Origin of the sequence: Sanguibacter sp. HDW7, assembly GCF_011300875.1 — a bacterium.
Lineage (GTDB): Bacteria > Actinomycetota > Actinomycetes > Actinomycetales > Cellulomonadaceae > Flavimobilis.
Genome location: NZ_CP049862.1, coordinates 2,015,097 through 2,033,981, shown reverse-complemented (window position 1 = coordinate 2,033,981; position 18,885 = coordinate 2,015,097). Strand labels below are relative to the sequence as shown.

The 18,885-nt window shown below is 72.3% G+C and carries 16 protein-coding genes; 13 read left to right on the top strand and 3 right to left on the bottom strand.

The window, feature by feature from the left end; all coding sequences use genetic code 11:
• Positions 1-35: 35 nt before the first annotated feature.
• Genes hrcA through G7063_RS09395 form a run of 3 tightly spaced genes read left to right on the top strand, consistent with a single transcriptional unit; the run spans position 36 to position 3,053 of the window.
• A complete protein-coding gene (gene hrcA, locus G7063_RS09405; protein ID WP_166414166.1) occupies positions 36-1,070 on the top strand; it encodes a heat-inducible transcriptional repressor HrcA in 1,035 nt (344 codons plus the stop codon).
• Positions 1,071-1,128: 58 nt separating this feature from the next.
• A complete protein-coding gene (gene dnaJ / locus G7063_RS09400; RefSeq protein ID WP_166414165.1) occupies positions 1,129-2,241 on the top strand; it encodes a molecular chaperone DnaJ in 1,113 nt (370 codons plus the stop codon).
• Between the two features lie 44 nt (positions 2,242-2,285).
• Positions 2,286-3,053, top strand: coding sequence for a 16S rRNA (uracil(1498)-N(3))-methyltransferase (locus G7063_RS09395; protein ID WP_166414164.1), 768 nt, complete (start codon positions 2,286-2,288; stop codon positions 3,051-3,053).
• A gap of 94 nt (positions 3,054-3,147) precedes the next feature.
• On the opposite strand, the gene G7063_RS09390 is transcribed toward G7063_RS09395, so the two are convergent.
• Entirely contained in the window at positions 3,148-3,633 is a 486-nt protein-coding gene (locus G7063_RS09390) for a Gmad2 immunoglobulin-like domain-containing protein (RefSeq protein ID WP_166414163.1), read from the bottom strand.
• 223 nt (positions 3,634-3,856) lie between these two features.
• On the opposite strand from G7063_RS09390, the gene G7063_RS09385 reads away from it, so the two are divergent.
• The 10 genes from G7063_RS09385 to G7063_RS09340 all read left to right on the top strand — a co-directional run bounded on the left by G7063_RS09385 (position 3,857) and on the right by G7063_RS09340 (position 17,653).
• The gene (locus tag G7063_RS09385; protein ID WP_166414162.1) at positions 3,857-4,981 is read left to right on the top strand and encodes a PhoH family protein; all 1,125 of its coding nucleotides are present in this window, start codon (positions 3,857-3,859) and stop codon (positions 4,979-4,981) included.
• On the top strand, positions 4,978-5,430 hold the full coding sequence (ybeY, locus tag G7063_RS09380) for an rRNA maturation RNase YbeY (protein ID WP_166414161.1): 453 nt from the start codon (positions 4,978-4,980) through the stop codon (positions 5,428-5,430). The genes G7063_RS09385 and ybeY overlap by 4 nt, the downstream gene beginning before the upstream one ends.
• Positions 5,427-6,707, top strand: coding sequence for a hemolysin family protein (locus G7063_RS09375; RefSeq protein ID WP_166414160.1), 1,281 nt, complete (start codon positions 5,427-5,429; stop codon positions 6,705-6,707). The genes ybeY and G7063_RS09375 overlap by 4 nt, the downstream gene beginning before the upstream one ends.
• Positions 6,704-7,612 carry a GTPase Era gene (era, locus tag G7063_RS09370; RefSeq protein ID WP_166414159.1) on the top strand — a complete coding sequence of 303 codons (909 nt, stop codon included), beginning with the start codon at positions 6,704-6,706 and terminating at the stop codon, positions 7,610-7,612. The genes G7063_RS09375 and era overlap by 4 nt, the downstream gene beginning before the upstream one ends.
• Position 7,613: 1 nt before the next feature.
• Entirely contained in the window at positions 7,614-9,170 is a 1,557-nt protein-coding gene (locus G7063_RS09365; protein WP_166414158.1) for a S9 family peptidase, read from the top strand.
• A gap of 117 nt (positions 9,171-9,287) precedes the next feature.
• Entirely contained in the window at positions 9,288-11,363 is a 2,076-nt protein-coding gene (locus G7063_RS09360) for a hypothetical protein (RefSeq protein WP_166414157.1), read from the top strand.
• A gap of 58 nt (positions 11,364-11,421) precedes the next feature.
• Entirely contained in the window at positions 11,422-13,587 is a 2,166-nt protein-coding gene (locus G7063_RS09355; RefSeq protein ID WP_166414156.1) for a hypothetical protein, read from the top strand.
• A 313-nt stretch (positions 13,588-13,900) separates the two neighbouring features.
• Positions 13,901-15,676: a 2-isopropylmalate synthase gene (gene leuA, locus G7063_RS09350; protein ID WP_206188132.1), complete on the top strand. Its 1,776-nt coding sequence runs from the start codon at positions 13,901-13,903 to the stop codon at positions 15,674-15,676.
• A gap of 169 nt (positions 15,677-15,845) precedes the next feature.
• Entirely contained in the window at positions 15,846-16,616 is a 771-nt protein-coding gene (recO, locus tag G7063_RS09345; RefSeq protein WP_166414154.1) for a DNA repair protein RecO, read from the top strand.
• A 218-nt stretch (positions 16,617-16,834) separates the two neighbouring features.
• The gene (locus G7063_RS09340) at positions 16,835-17,653 is read left to right on the top strand and encodes an isoprenyl transferase (RefSeq protein WP_166414153.1); all 819 of its coding nucleotides are present in this window, start codon (positions 16,835-16,837) and stop codon (positions 17,651-17,653) included.
• A gap of 66 nt (positions 17,654-17,719) precedes the next feature.
• Here the strand turns inward: G7063_RS09340 and G7063_RS09335 are convergent, their stop codons facing one another.
• The gene (locus G7063_RS09335; RefSeq protein WP_240916020.1) at positions 17,720-18,442 is read right to left on the bottom strand and encodes a DedA family protein; all 723 of its coding nucleotides are present in this window, start codon (positions 18,440-18,442) and stop codon (positions 17,720-17,722) included.
• 2 nt (positions 18,443-18,444) lie between these two features.
• Positions 18,445-18,885 carry a Fur family transcriptional regulator gene (locus tag G7063_RS09330; RefSeq protein ID WP_166414152.1) on the bottom strand — a complete coding sequence of 147 codons (441 nt, stop codon included), beginning with the start codon at positions 18,883-18,885 and terminating at the stop codon, positions 18,445-18,447.

Sequence of the window (18,885 nt, the reverse complement as noted above, 5' to 3'; positions counted from 1 at the left end):
GTCCCGGGCGTGGGACCGGCGAGGAAGGAGCACGGATGTCGACGTACGGAACGGCTGCGGACCGTCGCCTCGACGTGCTCCGCGCGATCGTCGAGGACTACGTGACGACGCGCGAGCCCGTCGGCTCGCGCGTGCTCGCGGAGCGCCACCGCCTCGGCGTCTCGCCCGCGACGATCCGCAACGACATGGCCGTCCTCGAGGAGGAGGGCCTCATCGCGCAGCCGCACACGTCGGCGGGGCGCGTGCCGACGGACCGGGGCTACCGCCTCTTCGTCGACCGCCTCGCGGAGGTCAAGCCGCTCTCGCAGCCCGAGCGCCGCGCGATCACGACGTTCCTCGACGGCGCCGTCGACCTCGACGACGTCATCGTGCGGGCCTCGCGCCTGCTCGCGCACCTCACCCAGCAGGTCGCGGTCGTCCAGTACCCGTCGCTCAGCCGGTCCGGGCTGCGACACCTCGAGCTCGTGCCGGTGGGGCCCTCGCGCCTGCTCGTCGTCGTCATCACCGACACGGGCCGTGTCGTGCAGCGCACGCTCGATCTCGCGGCGGACGTCGACGAGGAAGCGCTCGGCCGCCTCCGCGTGCGCCTCAACGCGGCGGGCCTGGGGCGCAGGCTCCCGGAGATGCGCACCGCGCTCGAGTCGCTCCCGGAGCAGTTCGTCGAGGCCGAGCGCCCGCTCCTGCGGGAGATCTCCGACCTCCTCGTCCACACGCTCGGGCAGGAGTCGGACGAGCGCATCGTGCTCGCGGGAACATCGAACCTCGCGCGCTCCGGCATGCGGTTCGAGCACGCGCTGCGCCCCGTGCTCGAGGCGCTCGAGGAGGAGGTCGTCCTGCTCGGCCTGCTCACCGAGATGACCGAGGACTCCGCTGGCGTCGCGGTGCGCATCGGACACGAGATGCCGCACGTCGGGCTCAGCGAGACGTCGGTCGTCACGGCGGGCTACGGTGCCGACGGCGATGCGGTCGCGCTCCTCGGCTCGATCGGCCCGACCCGCATGGACTATCCGCAGACGATCGCCGCGGTGCGTGCGGTCGCGCGCTACCTCACCCGCATCATCACGACGTGACCGGGCCGGCGCTCTGCGCCGTGCCCGCCCGTTCCACCCACCACCAGGAAGAACACCTGTGACGGACTACTACGAGATCCTCGGTGTGCCGCGTGACGCGACGCAGGACCAGATCAAGAAGGCGTACCGGAAGCTCGCGCGCGAGCTCCACCCGGACGTCGCGGGCGACGAGGGCGCCGACCGGTTCAAGGACGTGACGCGTGCCTACGAGGTGCTCGGCACGGCGGAGAAGCGCCAGGCCTACGACATGGGGACGGATCCGTCGGCGCCGGGCGGCGGCCAGGCGGGCGGCTTCGGCTTCCAGGACATCTTCGAGACGTTCTTCGGCGGCGGCCAGGCGCAGCGTGGACCCGTGCCTCGTACGCGGCGCGGCCAGGATGCGCTCCTGCGCCTCGACATCGACCTTGCGGAGGCTGCGTTCGGCGCCCGCAAGGAGGTGACGATCGACACCGCGCGCGTGTGCTCGACGTGCGGGGGCGCGTGCACGCGTCCCGGCACGTCCGTCCAGACCTGCGTCGTGTGCCAGGGTCGTGGCTCGGTCCAGCGGGTCGCGCGCTCGTTCCTCGGTCAGGTCATGACGACGCAGCCGTGCGCGGCGTGCCAGGGTCACGGCACGACGATCCCCGAGCCGTGCGTCGACTGCGCGGGCGAGGGGCGCGTGCGTACGCGCCAGACGATCTCGATCGACGTGCCGGCGGGGGTCGACACGGGCACGCGCATCAAGCTCTCGGGCCAGGGTGAGGTCGGCCCCGCCGGCGGTCCGGCGGGTGACCTCTACGTCGAGATCCGTGAGCGCAAGCACGCGGTGTTCGTGCGCCGCGGCGACGACCTGCACTGCACGCTCGAGGTCCCCATGACGGCGGCGGCCCTCGGCACGACGATCGAGCTCGAGACGCTCGACGGCCCGCGCGACGTGACCTTCCCGGCGGGCACGCAGCCGGGTGACGTCGTGACGCTCGCCGACCTCGGCGTCGGGCACCTCCACGTCGGTGGGCGCGGCGACCTTGCGGTCCACGTCGACGTTCGGGTCCCGCACGACCTCGACGACGAGCAGTCCGAGCTGCTCCGGCGTCTCGCGGCGCTGCGCGGCGAGGAGCGTCCCGAGGCGAAGATCGCGGCGGCGCACCCGAGCGTGTTCAGTCGCCTCAAGGACAAGTTCTCCGGCCGCTGAGCGGCCCGGACGCGACCGCTACGGAAGGGCTAGGGTCGGGCACCATGAGCGCACCCGTCTTCCTCGCCGAGGCCTCCGGCATCGACCGGCTCTCGGCGGGCGACCACTACCTGCTCGACGGTCCCGAGGGCCGTCACGCGGGCGTCGTCCAGCGACGCCGGCCGGGGGAGGCCGTCGACGTCGTCGACGGCCTGGGCGTGCGCGCTCGCTGCACGATCGAGTCGGTGCACGAGTCGCAGGTGCGGCTACTCGTCGACGAGGTCGTCCAGGAGCCGCTGCCGCAGCCGGAGCTCGTCCTCGTCCAGGCGCTCGCGAAGGGCGACCGGGACGAGATGGCCGTGGAGGCCGCGACCGAGGTCGGCGCGGACGCGGTCGTGCCGTGGCAGGCGTCGCGGTCGATCGTCGTCTGGCGCGGCGACCGCGCCGCGAAGTCGCGCGCACGGTGGGTCGCGACCGTGCGCACGGCGGCCAAGCAGTCGCGCCGCGCGCGTCTGCCCCACGTCGAGGAGCCCGTGACGACGACGTCCCTCGCGGCGCTCACGCGCGACGTCGTCGCGGCGGGCGGCGCCGTGCTCGTCCTGCACGAGTCGGCCGTGCAGCCTCTCGCGGGCGCGCGCATCCCTGCGGAGGGCACGGACGCCCGGATCCTCGTCGTCGTGGGCCCCGAGGGCGGTATCGCGTCCGACGAGCTCACCGAGCTCGAGGAGGCCGGCGCGCAGACGGTCCTCCTCGGCCCGCACGTGCTCCGCACGTCGACGGCTGGTCCTGTCGCGCTCGCGCTGCTCGCCCAGCGGCTCGGCCGCTGGGGCTGAGCCACGCACCTGCGGGCCGAGCCCGGACCTCACCGACGACGAAGCCCGCACGGTCGACCGTGCGGGCTTCGTCGTGCTCGGGAGCGCGTGCGGCTCAGGACACCGTGAACGTCACCGCGACGGGTCGCAGCGGCGTGCCGTCCTTCGCGCTCGCCTCGAAGACCTGGACGACCCACGTGCCCGGTTCGAGGTCGATCGTGAACGAGAACGGGGCGACCTCGCCGTTCGAGCCGGTCATGGCGAAGCCCTGCTGCGCGGGGTCGTCGGCCTTGCCGCCCGCCGGGTAGACGAGCCAGGAGAGCGTGCCCTCGAACGCGGTCGCCTCGCCAGAGACCTCGACCGCGGGGCCTTCGATCGTCGAGCCCTCAAGGGGCGTCGCGAGGACCGTCGTGTCGTTGACCGCGGGGGTCACCGTGACGAGCGGGGTCGTCGGCGCGTCCGACGTCGTCGGAGCGACGCTCGTGATCGAGGGCGCACCCATCGTCGTCGGGGTCGGTGCCGGGTCGCTCCCCGTCGTGCAGCTCGTCGTGACCGCGGCGGCGGCGACGAGCGTGAGGAGCAGGGCAGGACGGCGGCGCATCGGGGGAGCCTCTCAGGGGGACAACGGTAGGACGAATCCATCGTCACCCGCCGCCCGCGCAGGTCGCGCACCAGACGGGACATCGTGGCCGAGCCGAGACCAACGTGAGACTGCGGCGAGACCGGAGGCCCGGGCGGGGATGCACGGCGTCTCTCGCTAGACTTGTGGTGACGGCGCCGCCCGGCGTCGCGAGCTCCCGGAAGGTCGACCGCGCACGCGCCCCATGGACGATCGCACACGCACACCCGCAGCGGGCCGCCGCCGCGGCACGCCCAGCACGCCCCCGACCCCGGTCGACGACGCGCCCCGCACCCGCGGGCAGGCACGCCTCGAGCACAGGATCGTCGTGCCTCCTCAGGTCTCGATGGTCGCGCTCCTCGGCACGGGCGACGCCGTGCTGCGGGCACTCGAGGACGGCTTCTCGCGCGTCGACTTCTTCGTGCGCGGCAACGTCGTCACGGTGTCCGGGCCTGCGGGCGACGTCGGGCTCGCGGTGCGGCTCGTCGACGAGCTCGTCGAGGTGAGCTCGTCGGGCACGCCGCTCGGCCCCGACGTCGTGGCGCGCTCGATCGCGATGCTCACCGAGCCCGGCGGAGCGCGTCCGGCGGACGTCCTCACGGTCGACATCGTCTCGTCGCGCGGGCGCACCGTCCGCCCCAAGACCGTCGGGCAGAAGCGCTACGTCGACGCGATCGACGCGTCGACCATCACGTTCGGCATCGGGCCGGCAGGCACAGGAAAGACGTACCTCGCGGTGGCGAAGGCCGTCCAGGCACTCCAGGACCACAAGGTCTCGCGCGTCGTCCTCACGCGGCCCGCGGTCGAGGCCGGCGAGCGTCTCGGCTTCCTGCCGGGCTCCCTCACGGACAAGATCGATCCCTACGTGCGGCCCCTCTACGACGCGTTGCACGACATGCTCGAGCCCGACTCGATCCCGCGCCTCCTCGAGGCCGGCACGATCGAGGTCGCGCCGCTCGCGTACATGCGCGGACGCACGCTCAACGACGCGTTCGTCATCCTCGACGAGGCGCAGAACACGACGCCCGAGCAGATGAAGATGTTCCTCACCCGCCTCGGCTACGGCTCGACGATGGTCGTCACGGGCGACACGACGCAGGTCGACCTGCCCGGCGGGGTGCGCTCGGGCCTCAAGGTCGTCGAGGACGTCCTCGTGGGTGTCGACGACGTCGAGTTCTGCCACCTCACGAGCCAGGACGTCGTGAGGCACAGCCTCGTCGGTGAGATCATCGAGGCGTACGCACGCTGGGACGTCACCCAGCCCGGTCCCGCGGCACGCGGGACCTCCGACCCCCGGCAAGGTCCGGGGCGCACCGAGAGGCGATCATGACGATCGAGGTCAACAACGAGTCCGGGTTCGAGGTCGACGAGGCCGAGTTCGCCGCGATCGGCCGCTTCGTGCTCGACGCGATGCACGTCCACCCGCAGACCGAGCTCTCGATCCTCATGGTCGACACCGACGTCATGACGGACCTCCACGTGCAGTGGATGGACGAGCCGGGACCCACGGACGTGCTGTCGTTCCCCATGGACGAGCTGCGCCCCGGCACCGAGGACGAACCGACGCCCGCAGGCCTGCTCGGCGACGTCGTGCTGTGCCCCGAGGTCGCGGCGGCGCAGGCCGTCAAGGCCGGCCACTCGACCGAGGAGGAGATGCTGCTCCTCACGACGCACGGGATCCTCCACCTGCTCGGCTACGACCACGCCGAGCCGGAGGAGGAGAAGGAGATGTTCGCGCTCCAGCGCCACCTCCTGCTGACGTTCCTCGCATCCCGATGACCGGACTGCTCATCACGCTCGCTGTCGCGGGCATCGTCCTCGCGGCGCTCCTCAGCGCCGGCGAGACGGCCGTCCTACGCGTCACGCGCGCGTCCGTCGCGCAGATCGTCGCCGACGGTGGCGCACGTGCGCGCCGCATCGAGCGGCTCGCGGACGACCCGCGACGCACGGCGTCGGCCGCGTCGTTCCTGCGGATCCTCGGCGAGATGGTCGCGACGGCCTGCATCACGCTCTCGCTCGAGGAGGCCCTCGACGTCTGGTGGCAGGTGCTCGGGCTCGCGGTCGTCATCTCGACGCTCGTCGCGCTCGTCCTCGTCCGCCTGAGCCCTCGCTCGTTCGGTCGCCATCACCCGGCCAAGGTGCTCTCGGCCCTCTCGGGCCTCCTCACGGTCGCGCGGACGCTCGCCGGCTGGGCCGCGGGCGCCGACCGACAGGTCGAGGCCACCGAGGAGCACACGGAGCACGAGCTGCGCGACATGGTCGACCGCGTCAACGAGTCGGAGGTTATCGAGGCTGAGGAGCGCGAGCTCATCCGCTCCGTCTTCGGCCTCGGCTCGACCCTCACGCGCGAGGTCATGGTGCCGCGTACCGACATGGTGACGACGCGCGCGTCGACGCCGCTGCGCAGCGCCCTGCAGCTCTTCCTGCGCTCAGGGTTCTCACGCGTCCCCGTCGTCGGGGACTCCGAGGACGACGTGCTCGGCGTCGTGTACTTCAAGGACGTCGTCGCGCGGCTCCAGGTCGAGGGCGCAGAGGACGGCGGCACTGTCGTCGACGTCATGCGGCCGCCGCACTTCGTCCCCGAGTCGAAGCCGGCCGACGACCTGCTGCGCGACCTGCAGGCCGCGCGCTCCCACATGGCGCTCGTCATCGACGAGTACGGCGGCACAGCGGGGCTCGTGACGATCGAGGATGCGATCGAGGAGATCGTCGGTGAGCTCACCGACGAGCACGACCAGGCGGTCGTCGAGGCCGTCGAGGTCGCGCCCGGGCAGTTCCGGCTCCCTGCGCGCACGAGCCTGTGGGACCTCTCCGAGCTGCTCGGCACCGTCGTCGAGGACGACGACGTCGACACCGTCGCAGGCCTGCTCGCCAAGGCGCTCGGCCGCGTGCCGCTGCTCGGCTCGAGCGCTGACGTCGCCGGGCTCCACCTCGTCGCAGAGAAGGTCGAGGGGCGACGCAAGCGCGTCTCCTCGATCCTCGTCTCGCACCTCGAGCCCGCCGCCGACGACGTCGACGACCGCACCACCATCTCCGACCGAAGGACCGACGCATGACCGCCCCCGCCCACCGCTCCGGCTTCGCGTGCCTTGTCGGCCGCCCCAACGCCGGCAAGTCGACGCTCACGAACGCGCTCGTCGGCGAGAAGGTCGCGATCACGTCGGGCCGTCCCCAGACGACGCGTCACACGATCCGCGGCATCGTCCACCGGGACGACGCACAGCTCGTGCTCGTCGACACGCCTGGGCTCCACCGCCCGCGGACGCTCCTCGGCGAGCGGCTCAACACGCTCGTGCGCGACACGCTGTCCGAGGTCGACGTCGTCGTGTTCTGCATCCCCGCCGATCAGAAGGTCGGGCCGGGCGACCGGTTCATCGCGAACGAGCTCGCGCCCCTCATGACGGGACGTCGCCGCACGCCCGTCGTCCTCGCGGTGACGAAGGCGGACACCGTGAGCCGCGCCGAGCTCGCCGAGCAGCTGCTCGCGGTCACGGCGCTCGGGGAGTGGGACGACGTCGTGCCAGTCTCGGCGCGCGACGGGTTCCAGGTCGCCGAGCTCACGGAAGTCCTCGTCGGGCACTTGCCCGAGGGGCCCGAGCTCTACCCGGGCGGGGAGCTCACCGACGAGCCCGAGGCGGTCATGGTCGCCGAGCTCGTCCGCGAGGCCGCGCTCGAGGGCGTCCGCGACGAGCTGCCGCACTCGCTCGCGGTCGTCGTCGACGAGATCACGCCGCGACCCGACGGCCGCGTCGTCGACGTGCGCGTCAACCTCTTCGTCGAGCGCGACTCGCAGAAGGGCATCATCATCGGCCGCGGCGGCTCGAGGCTGCGCGAGGTCGGCACGCGGGCCCGCACGGGCATCGAGCGTCTCCTCGGCCAGAAGGTGTTCCTCGACCTCCACGTCAAGGTCGCCAAGGACTGGCAGCGAGACCCCAAGCAGCTGGGGCGGCTGGGCTTCTGACATGGCGCGGGCACGCACCGGGTGGGGCCGCACCGCGACGACGACGGCCGCGCTCGCGATCCTCCTCGCGGTCGTGGGCGCGGTCTCGGGCCCCACGTGGGACCCGGTGCCGGTGCCTGAGCAGCTCCGTGTGCCCGTCACGGACACCGCGATCACGGGTGCCGACGACGCAACACCCGTCGGAACGTACGACGTCGTCACCGAGCGTGCCGAGGTGCGGATCGGCGGCGACGGCGTCGACGCGACCGTGCGAGCGCCCGCTGACCTCGGCGGAACACCGGGAGTCGTCTTCGTCCACGGCGCCGGCACGAAGGACGCCGAGACCGCGTTCGCGGCGCAGGCGGCCGCGCTCGCGAGCGCCGGCATCACCTCGGTCGTCGTGGCCAAGCGCCCCGAGTTCTCGTCGCTGCGCCACCGGGACTACGCAGAGATGGCGCGCGACTACGCGGTTGCCGTCGCGTACCTGAGGACCCTGCCAGGCGTCGATCCCGAGCGGGTCGGTCTCTACGCGGAGTCCGAGGGCACGTGGATCGCGCCGCTCATGGCGCGCGACGACCCGACGCTCGCGTTCGTCGCGCTCGTCTCGGCGCCCGTCGTGCCCCCGCGAGCCCAGGCGGCGTTCGCGGTCGACAACTACCTGCGCAACACGGGCGTGCCCGAGTCGGTCTTCAGGGCGATCCCGCGTGCGGTGGGCATGGAGCTGCCCGGCGGAGGCATCGACTACGCCGACTTCGACGTCGACCCGTTCCTGCCGGCGTTGCAGATGCCCGTCCTGCTCGTCTACGGGACGGACGACTCCTCGATGCCCGTCGTCCAGGGCACGCGCGACATCCTCGCGGCTCTCACGACGGCCGGGAACCCCGACGTGCTCGTCCGCTTCTACGGCGGGGCGAACCACGGGATCAAGGTCGACGGCGCGCTCGTCCCTGTCTTCGCGCGCGACCTCACGGGGTGGATCCTCGGGCTGCCCGGCACAGCGTCGAACGCGCCGCGCGTCGCGGGGGCCGAGCCGTTCCAGCGCTACCTCGCCCTCGACGTCCCGGCGCCGCACTGGTTCGGCTCGGGCGACACCGTCGCCGTCATCGTGCTCGTCGGGCTCGGGCTGCTCGTCGTCGGGGCATCGGTCGCCACCGTGACGTCGCTGCGGGATCGCCGGCGCGGCCTGACGGCGGGGGAGCGCGGAACCGACCCTGTCGTGGCCCGTCAGCTCGTCGTCGTGCCCGTGCTCGCCCTCGCGACGCTCGGCGGCCTCGTCGCGTACCTCGTCGCGATCGCGCGGCTCGCGGTCGAGTACGAACGCGACGCCTGGGTGGTGTGGGGCGGGTGGTTCGCCGTGCGGCTCGTCGGCATCGCGGTGCTCGTCGCCGCGGCGGTGCTCGTCGAACGGGTCATCGACCACCGTGCGGCGGTCCGCGCGGCCGCCGAGAGCGACGGGACGCCGCCAGCGACGCTCGTGCGCGGACGCCTCGCGCACGCAGCGACCGCGGCGACCCTCTCCGGGACCGTCGTCGTCGTGCTGCTGCTCGCCTACTGGGGCGTCTACCAGCTCGGGATCTGACACCCGCTCGTTCGGCGGGCGGTCAAGCACTCGTCACGATAGATTCTGGCCGGACGGGCTCAGGGCGCGTCCGGTCGTGCACGCCATGCGGGCGTGGCAGACGGAGGAGGACTCTTCATGGACGTTAACGCGGGCGGCACGCCCCTCGAGGACACCCCGGGAGCGGCTCCTGCCGTCGAAGCCGGTCCCCGCGGGCGCTTCCACGACATGACCGACGGCGACCACGTGCGTGACCTGCTCGGGGTTCTTGCGATCGTCCTCGCGCTGCAGCTCACATGGAGCTCGGCCGGTGGCGCTGCCGAGGTCCCGTGGGCGCTCGCCGCGCTCCTCGTCCTCGTCGTCCCGCTCACGCTGCCGTACCTCGCGCGCCTCGGAGCGCTCCCTGCCACATGGACCGTGCACTCGACCCGCCGGGCGCGCGTGGTCCTGGCGCTTCCCGCGGTCGCCGCGAGCCTCGCTCAGGTCGTCCTCGACGCGGCGGCTGTCGACGGTCAGCGTGGCCTCGGCCCGGGCGTCGCCATCGGTCTCGCCGCAGCCGCGCTCGCCGCGGTGCCCCGTTCCTCAGAGCTCGGCCCCGCCGCGCTCGACGCCGCGGTCTCCCGCTCGTGGCGCAGCGTGACGACGCTCGTCGGCGCCCTCGCGGTGCTCGCGCCGGTCGCGTGGCTCGTGCTCCTCGTCGTCCAGCGGCTCCAGGTCCCCTCGGAGATCCGTGCAGAGGACGACCTCACCCGGTTCCTCGTCGTCGCGGCGGTCTCCACCGTGCTCGTCGTCGGCGCGCTCGTCCTGCCCTCGGTGCTCGCGGCGTTCACGCGTACGGCGCTGTGGCGCCGAGCCGCTGTCGTCGTCGCTGCGACGTGGGCCGTCGCGCTCTTCGCGGCGAACGACGCTTCTGTCTCCGTCGAGTCCGTCCGGACGCTGACGATGAGCGAGGTCATGGACGACACGGTCGTCGTCGCAGGTGTCGCGGTGCTCGGCTACGGCCTCGTCCTCGTCGGCGCGCTCGCGGTGCTCGCGACGTCACCCGCTGTCGTCCGCGCAAGCAAGGACGAGGGCGACCCCGCCATCGGCTGGTTCGTCACGGCACGCGGCCTGCTCGGCCTCGTCGCGGCCCTCGCCTCGGTCGTCGCTGTCGTCACCCTCGTCATCGCGATCGACGACAACCAGACCGTGGCGGGCGCCGGCCTGGCCACCTCGCCCGGTCTCGGTGTCCTCGTGCCGGGCGCTGTCGTCGCGCTCGTCGTCGGCGGTGTCGCGCTCAAGGTGCGGTCGATGCTCGTCGGCCGGCCTGCGGACGCGCGCCGCCCGGCGATCGTCGCGACGGCTGCGCTGCTCGTCGTCGGGATATTCCTCGTCGTCGTCTCACGGCTCGACGTGGTGACCGCGTTCGTCCCGCAGCTCCACGTCACGCTGCTCACGCTCGTCGTCGGCGTGGGCCTCCCGGTCGCGGTGCTCGCGTGCCTCACACTGCCGTCCTCGGTGCGTGCCCACGTGGCCGCGAACCCGGCGACGCCGCGCCCCGGCGGCACCTCGACCGCCTATGTCTGGGAGCCGCGGAGCACGGCGCTCAGCGCCGCTCCGTCGGCCCCGTCCGCTCCCGCCGCGCCGGGATACCCCCAGGCGCCCGCGCCTCAGGGTTACCCCCAGGAAGCACCCGCGTACGACATCTCGGGGAGCGCCACGGCCGCTGCCCAGCCTGTCGGCCACGACCAGCCTGTCGACTACGGCCAGCCCGTCGCCGACGCGACCTACGGCGCGGCACCTGTCGAGACGCCAGTTGCGGGATACCCGGTCTCGACGTCCGTCCAGGCCGGCCCCGTCGAGCCACTTCCGTTCGGCGCGGAGCAGCCCGCCGTCGTCGCCGAGCAGCCTGCCGTGGTCACCGAGCAGCCCGTCGTTGTCGACGCGCCGGCAGCGACCTCGGCGGAGCCGACTGTTCCCGCGGGCGATCAGGTCACGGAGGTCCTTCGCCTCGACGTCGCGGATCCGTCGACACGTACCGAGGCCGGGTTCACGTGGGCCCAGGCGATCGATGGCCAGACACCGGCGACGACCCTCGCGCAGATCGCGCAGGACGCGCCGACGCTCCGTGCGGCGCTCGCAGCCAACCCGTCGACGTACCTGGCGCTGCTCGAGTGGCTCGGCCAGCTGGGTGACGCCGAGATTGACGAGGCGCTACGCTCGCGTACGGCCTGAGACGGAACAAGCACGACAAGGCGGCGCGCCTCCGGGCGCGCCGCGCAGGGGGAGACACATGACACACGACCAGGCGCGGGACCTCGCGCTCGACCCGACGACGACGGCGGCGCAGCTCGCGGGCATCGCGACCAGCCGCCCTGATCTGCGGGCGCTCGTCGCCGCCCATCCCCAGGCCTACCCGTCCCTGCTCGACTGGCTCCGAGGGCTCGGCGACCCCGCCGTCGTCGCGGCCATCGACGCACGGTCGGGCGCGCAGGCGTCCACCCAGAGCTTCCAGCCGCAGGGTTTCCAGCCTCAGCGGGACCTCCAGCCGCAGACCGGCGCTCCGACCGGGTGGTCGCCTGGCGCGCAGCCGCCCGCGGGCCACGCACCTGCGGCGACCGCTTACGGCTTCGGCGACGCCCGGGCAGCCGCAGACGGCAGCCCGGGCTACGGGAGCGCCGGCTACGGCAGCGCGGGCTACGGCAGCGCGGGCTACGGCAGCACCGGCTACGACATGGCGACGATCGCGGACGAGATCCCGGCCGCCCCGCGCCGTCGCCGGGGTCTGGTCATCGCAGGTGCCGCTGCGGGCACCGCGATCGCTCTCGGCGGTGCCGCGTTCGCGGTCAACCACTTCGTCCTCGACAAGGTCAATGGGTCCGAGACACCGCGCGCGGCGTTCGAGCAGCTCATGACCGGCCTCGAGAAGAAGGACGCGCTCGCGATGCTCGGAGCGATGTCTCCGGCCGAGGTCTCGTCGTTGTCCGGGATCGTCGACGACGCGCTGAAGGCCGCCGAGGGGTCGTCCTCCGCGGCAAGCATCAAGGCCTTCACCGACGTCCTCGACTCGATGACGATCACGACCTCAGGCGTGACCACCACCGAGACGAACCTCCAGGAGGGGCTCTCGAAGGTGGAGGTCACGGCGGGCACGATCACCGTCGACGGCAACCCGGAGAAGGTCGGCGACGCGTTCGTCGCGGCCTGGGAGAAGACCGTCGCGGCAAACCCCCAGCTCCTCGACACGCTCAAGAGCTTTGGCGGCGCGGAGGCGTTCGACCCGCAGATGCTCCGCGCCGAGCTCGTCAAGCAGCTCGAGGAGGCGCTCCCCGCAACCGCGGACTTCGCCGACTTCGCCCGCGAGGGGCAGCCGCTCTTCGTCATGACGGTCGAGGAGGGGGACGGATGGTACGTGAGCCCCTACCTCTCGATCGGCGAGATCGCGTACGTCGCGAGCGGCGCGACCACCCCACGCGGCACGATGCTCGGAGACGGCAAGGGTGCCGGCTCCGGCTCGCCCGAGGCCGCGGGCCAGGGCCTCGTCCAGGCGATCGTCTCGGGCGACGTCGACAGGATCATCGCGGCGCTCCCGCTGCCCGAGCGGCGCGCGCTGTCCGTGTACATGCCCGCGGGTGAGACGTTCGACGTCCCCTTCACGACCTCGGGTTCGTTCACGGCCGACGGCACGACGAATGGTCGTTCGCGTCTCGCGCCCCAGGGGCTGACGTTTGCGAGCACCGAGGACGGCAAGTCGGTGACCATCGACGGCACGTGCGTCGTGCTCAAGGACACCGAGTCGGGCAAGGACGGCAGGATCTGCCTCGACGAGGCGCCTCTCCTCAACGAGCTCGGCTATGCGGATCTCGGCCTCGTCGCGGTCGAGGAGGGCGGCTCCTGGTTCGTCAGCCCGACCGAGACGATCCTCGACATCGTGCGACAGACGAGCGACGCCATGGCCGAGCTCCAGAAGTCGGGCAAGCTCGACGACGAGAAGTGGGTCCAGGAGCGCACGACCAAGCTCATGGAGTACCTCGCGGGGCAGCCGATCTTCGCGGACCTCGCGACGGAGCTCGCCCAGGGTGGGTTTCCGGGCGCCGCCCTCGGTGGCGGTGGCGACCTCGGCAGCGGGTTCGACGACCCCAGCGGTCTCGAGGGTTTCGACGGGGAGGGTGACACGGCGACGTTCGACCTCAGGACCGAGCTTGCGCACGCGCGCGTCGGCGTCGCTACCTACCTCGTGGATCACCCCGAGGTCACGCCGAACGCGTACGCGGACGGCGGTGCGAGCCTCCTCACCGAGGGAGGGTTCACGCCGTCCGAGGGCGTGATCGTCACGATCGCCGAGCTCGAGGCGGACACGGGGACGTTCTGCCTCGTCGGGATGGATCTCCTCGGCGGGCAGGAGCCGCTGTCGGTCGACGAGACGGGCACGATCTACGAGTCGATGACCTGCTCGTGACGGACTGACGAACCTGGCAGAGCCACGGTTCGTGCGCGGCCGGCGCCGCGTCACAAGATCCCCGCACCGACCTGTGTCCCGGGTCGGTGCGGGGATCGTCGTGCCACGGGTCGGCGCGGGACGGGTGTCCCGGTTCCCGGACGCGGTTGCAGGGCCGGGGGCGTCGCGGAGTACAGTGACGACGTGCGCCGTGCTGCGCAGCATCTGCTGCTCCTTCGCTGCCGCGACGAGGCCTGACCGGTCGGTTCCTCGTCGCGGTGGTTGGTGTGCCGACCGGACACCCTGTTGAGCAGCACCAGACGAAGGACCCATGATGAACACCCACGTCCCCACGCACGATGGTTTCCCCGGCGGCCCGCAGCAGCCCTCCGGCATGCCGGTGCACAAGTACCTCCCCTTCGCGCAGCAGATCACCATCGACCTGCCCGACCGCACGTGGCCGTCCCGGACGGTGACACAGGCCCCGCGCTGGTGCGCGGTCGACCTGCGTGACGGCAACCAGGCGCTCATCGAGCCGATGAACCCCGAGCGCAAGCTCACGATGTTCAAGCTGCTCGTCGAGATGGGCTACAAGGAGATCGAGGTCGGCTTCCCGTCGGCGTCGCAGACCGACTTCGACTTCGTGCGTCTGCTCATCGAAGGCGGACACATCCCCGACGACGTCGTCATCCAGGTGCTCACGCAGGCGCGCGAGCACCTCATCGCGCGGACCTACGAGTCGCTCGAGGGTGCCAAGCAGGCGATCGTCCACCTCTACAACTCGACGTCGATCCTCCAGCGCGAGGTCGTCTTCCGCACGGACGAGGCCGGCGTCACCGAGATCGCGGTCGACGGCGCGAAGCTGTGCCGCAAGTTCGAGCACACGATCCCGGACACCCAGGTGTTCTACGAGTACTCGCCCGAGTCGTACACGGGCACCGAGCTCGAGGTCGCGGTGCGCATCTGCAACGCGGTGCTCGAGGTCCTCGAGCCGACGCCCGAGCGCAAGGTCATCGTCAACCTGCCCGCGACGGTCGAGATGGCGACGCCCAACGTCTACGCCGACTCGATCGAGTGGATGAGCCGTCACCTCGCGCACCGCGAGAACGTCATCCTCTCGCTGCACCCGCACAACGACCGCGGCACGGCCGTCGCAGCCGCCGAGCTCGGCTACCTCGCTGGTGCGGACCGCATCGAGGGCTGCCTGTTCGGCAACGGCGAGCGCACGGGCAACGTCGACCTCGTCACGCTGGGCATGAACCTCGCGAGCCAGGGCGTCGACCCGCAGATCGACTTCTCCGACATCGACGCGATCCGCCGCACGGTCGAGCACTGCAACCAGATCGGCGTGCACGAGCGTCACCCGTACGCTGGCGACCTCGTCTTCACGGCGTTCTCGGGCTCCCACCAGGACGCGATCAAGAAGGGGCTCGACGACATGGCGGCGCGCGCCGAGGCGCAGGGCGTCGGCATCGACGACCTCGTCTGGGGCGTCCCGTACCTGCCGATCGACCCCAAGGACGTCGGCCGCTCGTACGAGGCCGTCATCCGTGTCAACTCCCAGTCCGGCAAGGGCGGCATCTCGTACCTGCTGAAGTCGGAGCGTCATCTCGACCTGCCCCGCAGGCTCCAGATCGAGTTCTCGCGCGTCGTCCAGGGCGTGACGGACGGCGAGGGACGTGAGGTGTCGGGCGACGACATCTGGACGATCTTCGCCGACGAGTACCTGCCCGCGACGGCGGGCGGTCCCCTCGAACCGTGGGGGCGCTTCGCGCTGCGCGGCACGCGTTCGACGAGCGTCGAGGACGGCCCGGACACGATCGCGGTCGACCTCGTCGACGGCGGGGCCCTCAGCACGATCGAGGGACGCGGCAACGGGCCCATCGCGGCGTTCGTCGACGCTCTCGGGCAGGTCGGCGTGGACGTCGCGGTGCTCGACTACGCCGAGCACGCGCTGTCCGAGGGCGGCGACGCGACCGCGGCCGCGTACGTCGAGTGCGAGGTCGACGGCGAGGTCCTCTGGGGCGTCGGCATCGACCCGTCGATCACGACGGCGTCGCTCAAGGCGATCATCTCGGCGATCAACCGCGCAGGTCGCGCGTCCGCCTGATCCGCGGCGCCTCGGCGTGGACGGTCGAGCGTCGCGTGCAGACCCACCGGTCGAGCGCGTGACGACGGCACACTGCCTCCGAGCATGACCAGCATGACCGACCGGTGCCCGGTCCGGGAGCCTCCGGACCGGGCACCGGCATGTCGGTGGCATGGGAGAGGATGGACCCGTGCCTCTCTACCGTGACGAAGGAGTGGTCCTGCGTGCCCAGAAGCTGGGCGAGGCGGACCGCATCGTCACGCTGCTCACGCGCGAGCACGGCAAGGTGCGCGCGGTCGGCAAGGGTGTGCGGCGCACGTCGTCGCGCTTCGGGGCGCGGCTCGAGCCGTTCATGTACGTCGACCTGCAGCTCCACGTGGGGCGCAGCCTCGACGTCGTCACGCAGGCGGAGACGCTCGGCGCGTTCGCGCGGCCCATCTTCGACGACTACGCGCTCTACACGGTGGGCGCCGTCATGCTCGAGACCGCGGAGCGCGTCGTCGCGGACGAGCGCGAGCCGTCGGTGCAGCAGTTCTGGCTGCTCGTCGGTGCGCTGCGCACCCTGAGCGAGCGCCGCCAGGACCCGGGGCTCGTGCTCGACTCCTACCTCGTGCGGGCGCTCGCCGTCGCCGGCTGGGCGCCGAGCTTCACGCGCTGCGGCCGCTGCGGCGAGCCCGGACCGCACCGGGCGTTCTCGGTCGCGCACGGTGGGGCGGTGTGCCCCACGTGCCGTCCGCCAGGGTCGCCCGCACCTGCTCCTGAGACGTTCACGCTGCTCGCGGCGCTCCTCGAGGGCGACTGGGAGACGGCCGGCGAGTCGGACCAGCGGACGCGACGGGAGGCGTCAGGACTCGTCGCGGCGTACAGCCAGTATCACCTCGAACGTTCACTGCGGTCGCTGCGCATGGTCGACCGGGACGCGCACGCGCCGCGACCCGTCGGGCCCGGACCGGCAGGGTAGCGTTCCGACGCAAGGGCGCCGCACCCGACGCCGTCGACGCCCGTCATGCGCGTGCGACTCTGCGCAGCACGTACGTGCGGTGCCGGCGCATCCGACGCACCGGCCCTGTCCACGCACCGGCACCGACCACGTAGCGTCTGCTCGTACCGTCTGATTGCACAGACCACCCGCACCGTCCGATCGCACCGATTGCACCGACCGACCCGAGGATCCTGCCGATGGCCCGCACGCCCCAGCCGCCCGTCCGCCCGCAGCAGCGCCCGGCGCCGCAGCGTCCGGATCCGCACCCGTCGGGCGCCGTCCCGCCTGCCGTACCGCGCGAGCTCGTGCCGCGCCACGTCGCTGTCGTCATGGACGGCAACGGCCGCTGGGCCAACGCGCGGGGCCTGCCGCGCACCGCAGGGCACGCGGCGGGTGAGGCCGCGCTGCTCGACGTCGTCGCGGGAGCGATCGAGATCGGCGTCACGCACGTCTCGGCGTACGCGTTCTCGACCGAGAACTGGAAGCGCAGCCCCGAGGAGGTGCGGTTCCTCATGGGCTTCTCGCGCGACGTCCTGCGGCGTCAGCGGGACACGCTCGACTCCTGGGGCGTGCGCGTGCGGTGGGCCGGTCGTCGGCCGCGGCTCTGGAAGTCGGTCGTCACGGAGCTCGAGGAGGCCGAGCGTCGCACACGGGACAACGACGTGTGCACGCTGACGATGTGCGTCAACTACGGCGGGCGCGCCGAGCTCGCGGACGCCGCGCGTGACATCGCGCGGGACGCGGCCGCCGGCCTGCTCGATCCGGAGAAGGTCACCGAGAAGACGGTGCAGCGCTACCTCGACGAGCCGGACCTGCCCGACGTCGACCTCTTCCTGAGGAGCTCGGGCGAGCAGCGCACGTCGAACTTCATGATCTGGCAGTCCGCGTACGCAGAGCTCGTCTTCCTGCCCGAGCCGTGGCCCGACGTCGACCGGCGGGTGCTGTGGCGTGCCGTCGAGGAGTACGCGCGCCGCGACCGCCGCTACGGCGCTGCGATCGATCGTCCCGAGGCCTGACGCCCGAGGCCTGACGCCCGGCCAGGATGCTCGTCGTCAGGCGTCGTCAGGCGTCGTCAGGCGTCGTCAGGCGTCGTCAGGCGTCGTACGGTTGCGCGTCGACCCGTCCCGGAGCGCGGCGTCCGAACTCGTCGCGCCGGGCCTCGCGGCGTCGTGCTGCTCGCCGGTGACGGCTGTCCCGTAGGCGTGCTCGGCGTCGTGGGCCTCGGCGGCGCGGCCGTGCAACTCGCGGATCGCCGCGAGGGCGCCACCGGACGCGGCAAGGTCGGTCCGTGACCGTCGTGCGAGCTTGTGCCTGCGATGCGCGACGATCGTCGCGACGACGGCCGCGACGACGACGACGAGTACGACGAGCGCCCACGGAGAACCCGCGGCGGCGCCGACGACTGCCGTCCACGCGGCCCAGCCCACGGTCGCGTAGATCACCGAGTGCGTGACGCAGCCCACGAGCATCGCGGCCGTGTATCGCCCGAACGGCATGCGGGTGACGCCCGCGGCCGCGTTGATGACGGTCTTCGTGCCGGTGAAGAGGAAGCTCAGGGGGACGACGAGCAGCCCCCAGCGGTTGAGCGCCGCGACGCCTGAGTCGACGCCTCCCTCGGTGAGCCACCGCTTGAAGCGACGCAGCGTCGCTGAGCGCGGCTCGCCGCGTGTCACGGCGCGGTCCGTGAGCGTCCGGGCGAGCCAGTACGTGACCTGGGTGCGCACGACGACGACGACGAGGAAGAAGGTGAACATCCCGAGAAAGGGGGTCGTCGAGGCGTCGGGGACGAGGCCTGCGGGAAGCATGCTCAGCGGTCGCCGTCGGAGCGCGCGGGGCCGTCCTCGACGGCAGCGTCGAGCGCGTCCTCGGAGGAGCACTCGGCGCACAGGCCGAAGAGCTCGATGGTGTGCTCGATGCGCGTGAAGCCGTGCGAGTCGCCGACGAGCCCGGCCCAGGCCTCGACGGTCGGCCCGTCGATCTCGACGGTCGTCCCGCACGCGCGGCACACGAGGTGGTGATGGTGGTCGCGCGTCGCGCAGCGGCGGTAGGCGGCCTCACCGTCAGCGAGGCGCAGGACGTCGACCTCGCCTGCGGCCGCGAGCGTCTGCAGCGTGCGGTAGACGGTCGCGAGGCCCACGGCGACGCCGCGCTCGGCGAGCTCCTCGTGAAGCTGCTGCGCGGAGACGAACTCGGGGATCTCGGCGAGGACCTCGCTCACGGCGAGCCTCTGACGGGTCATGCGCTGCAT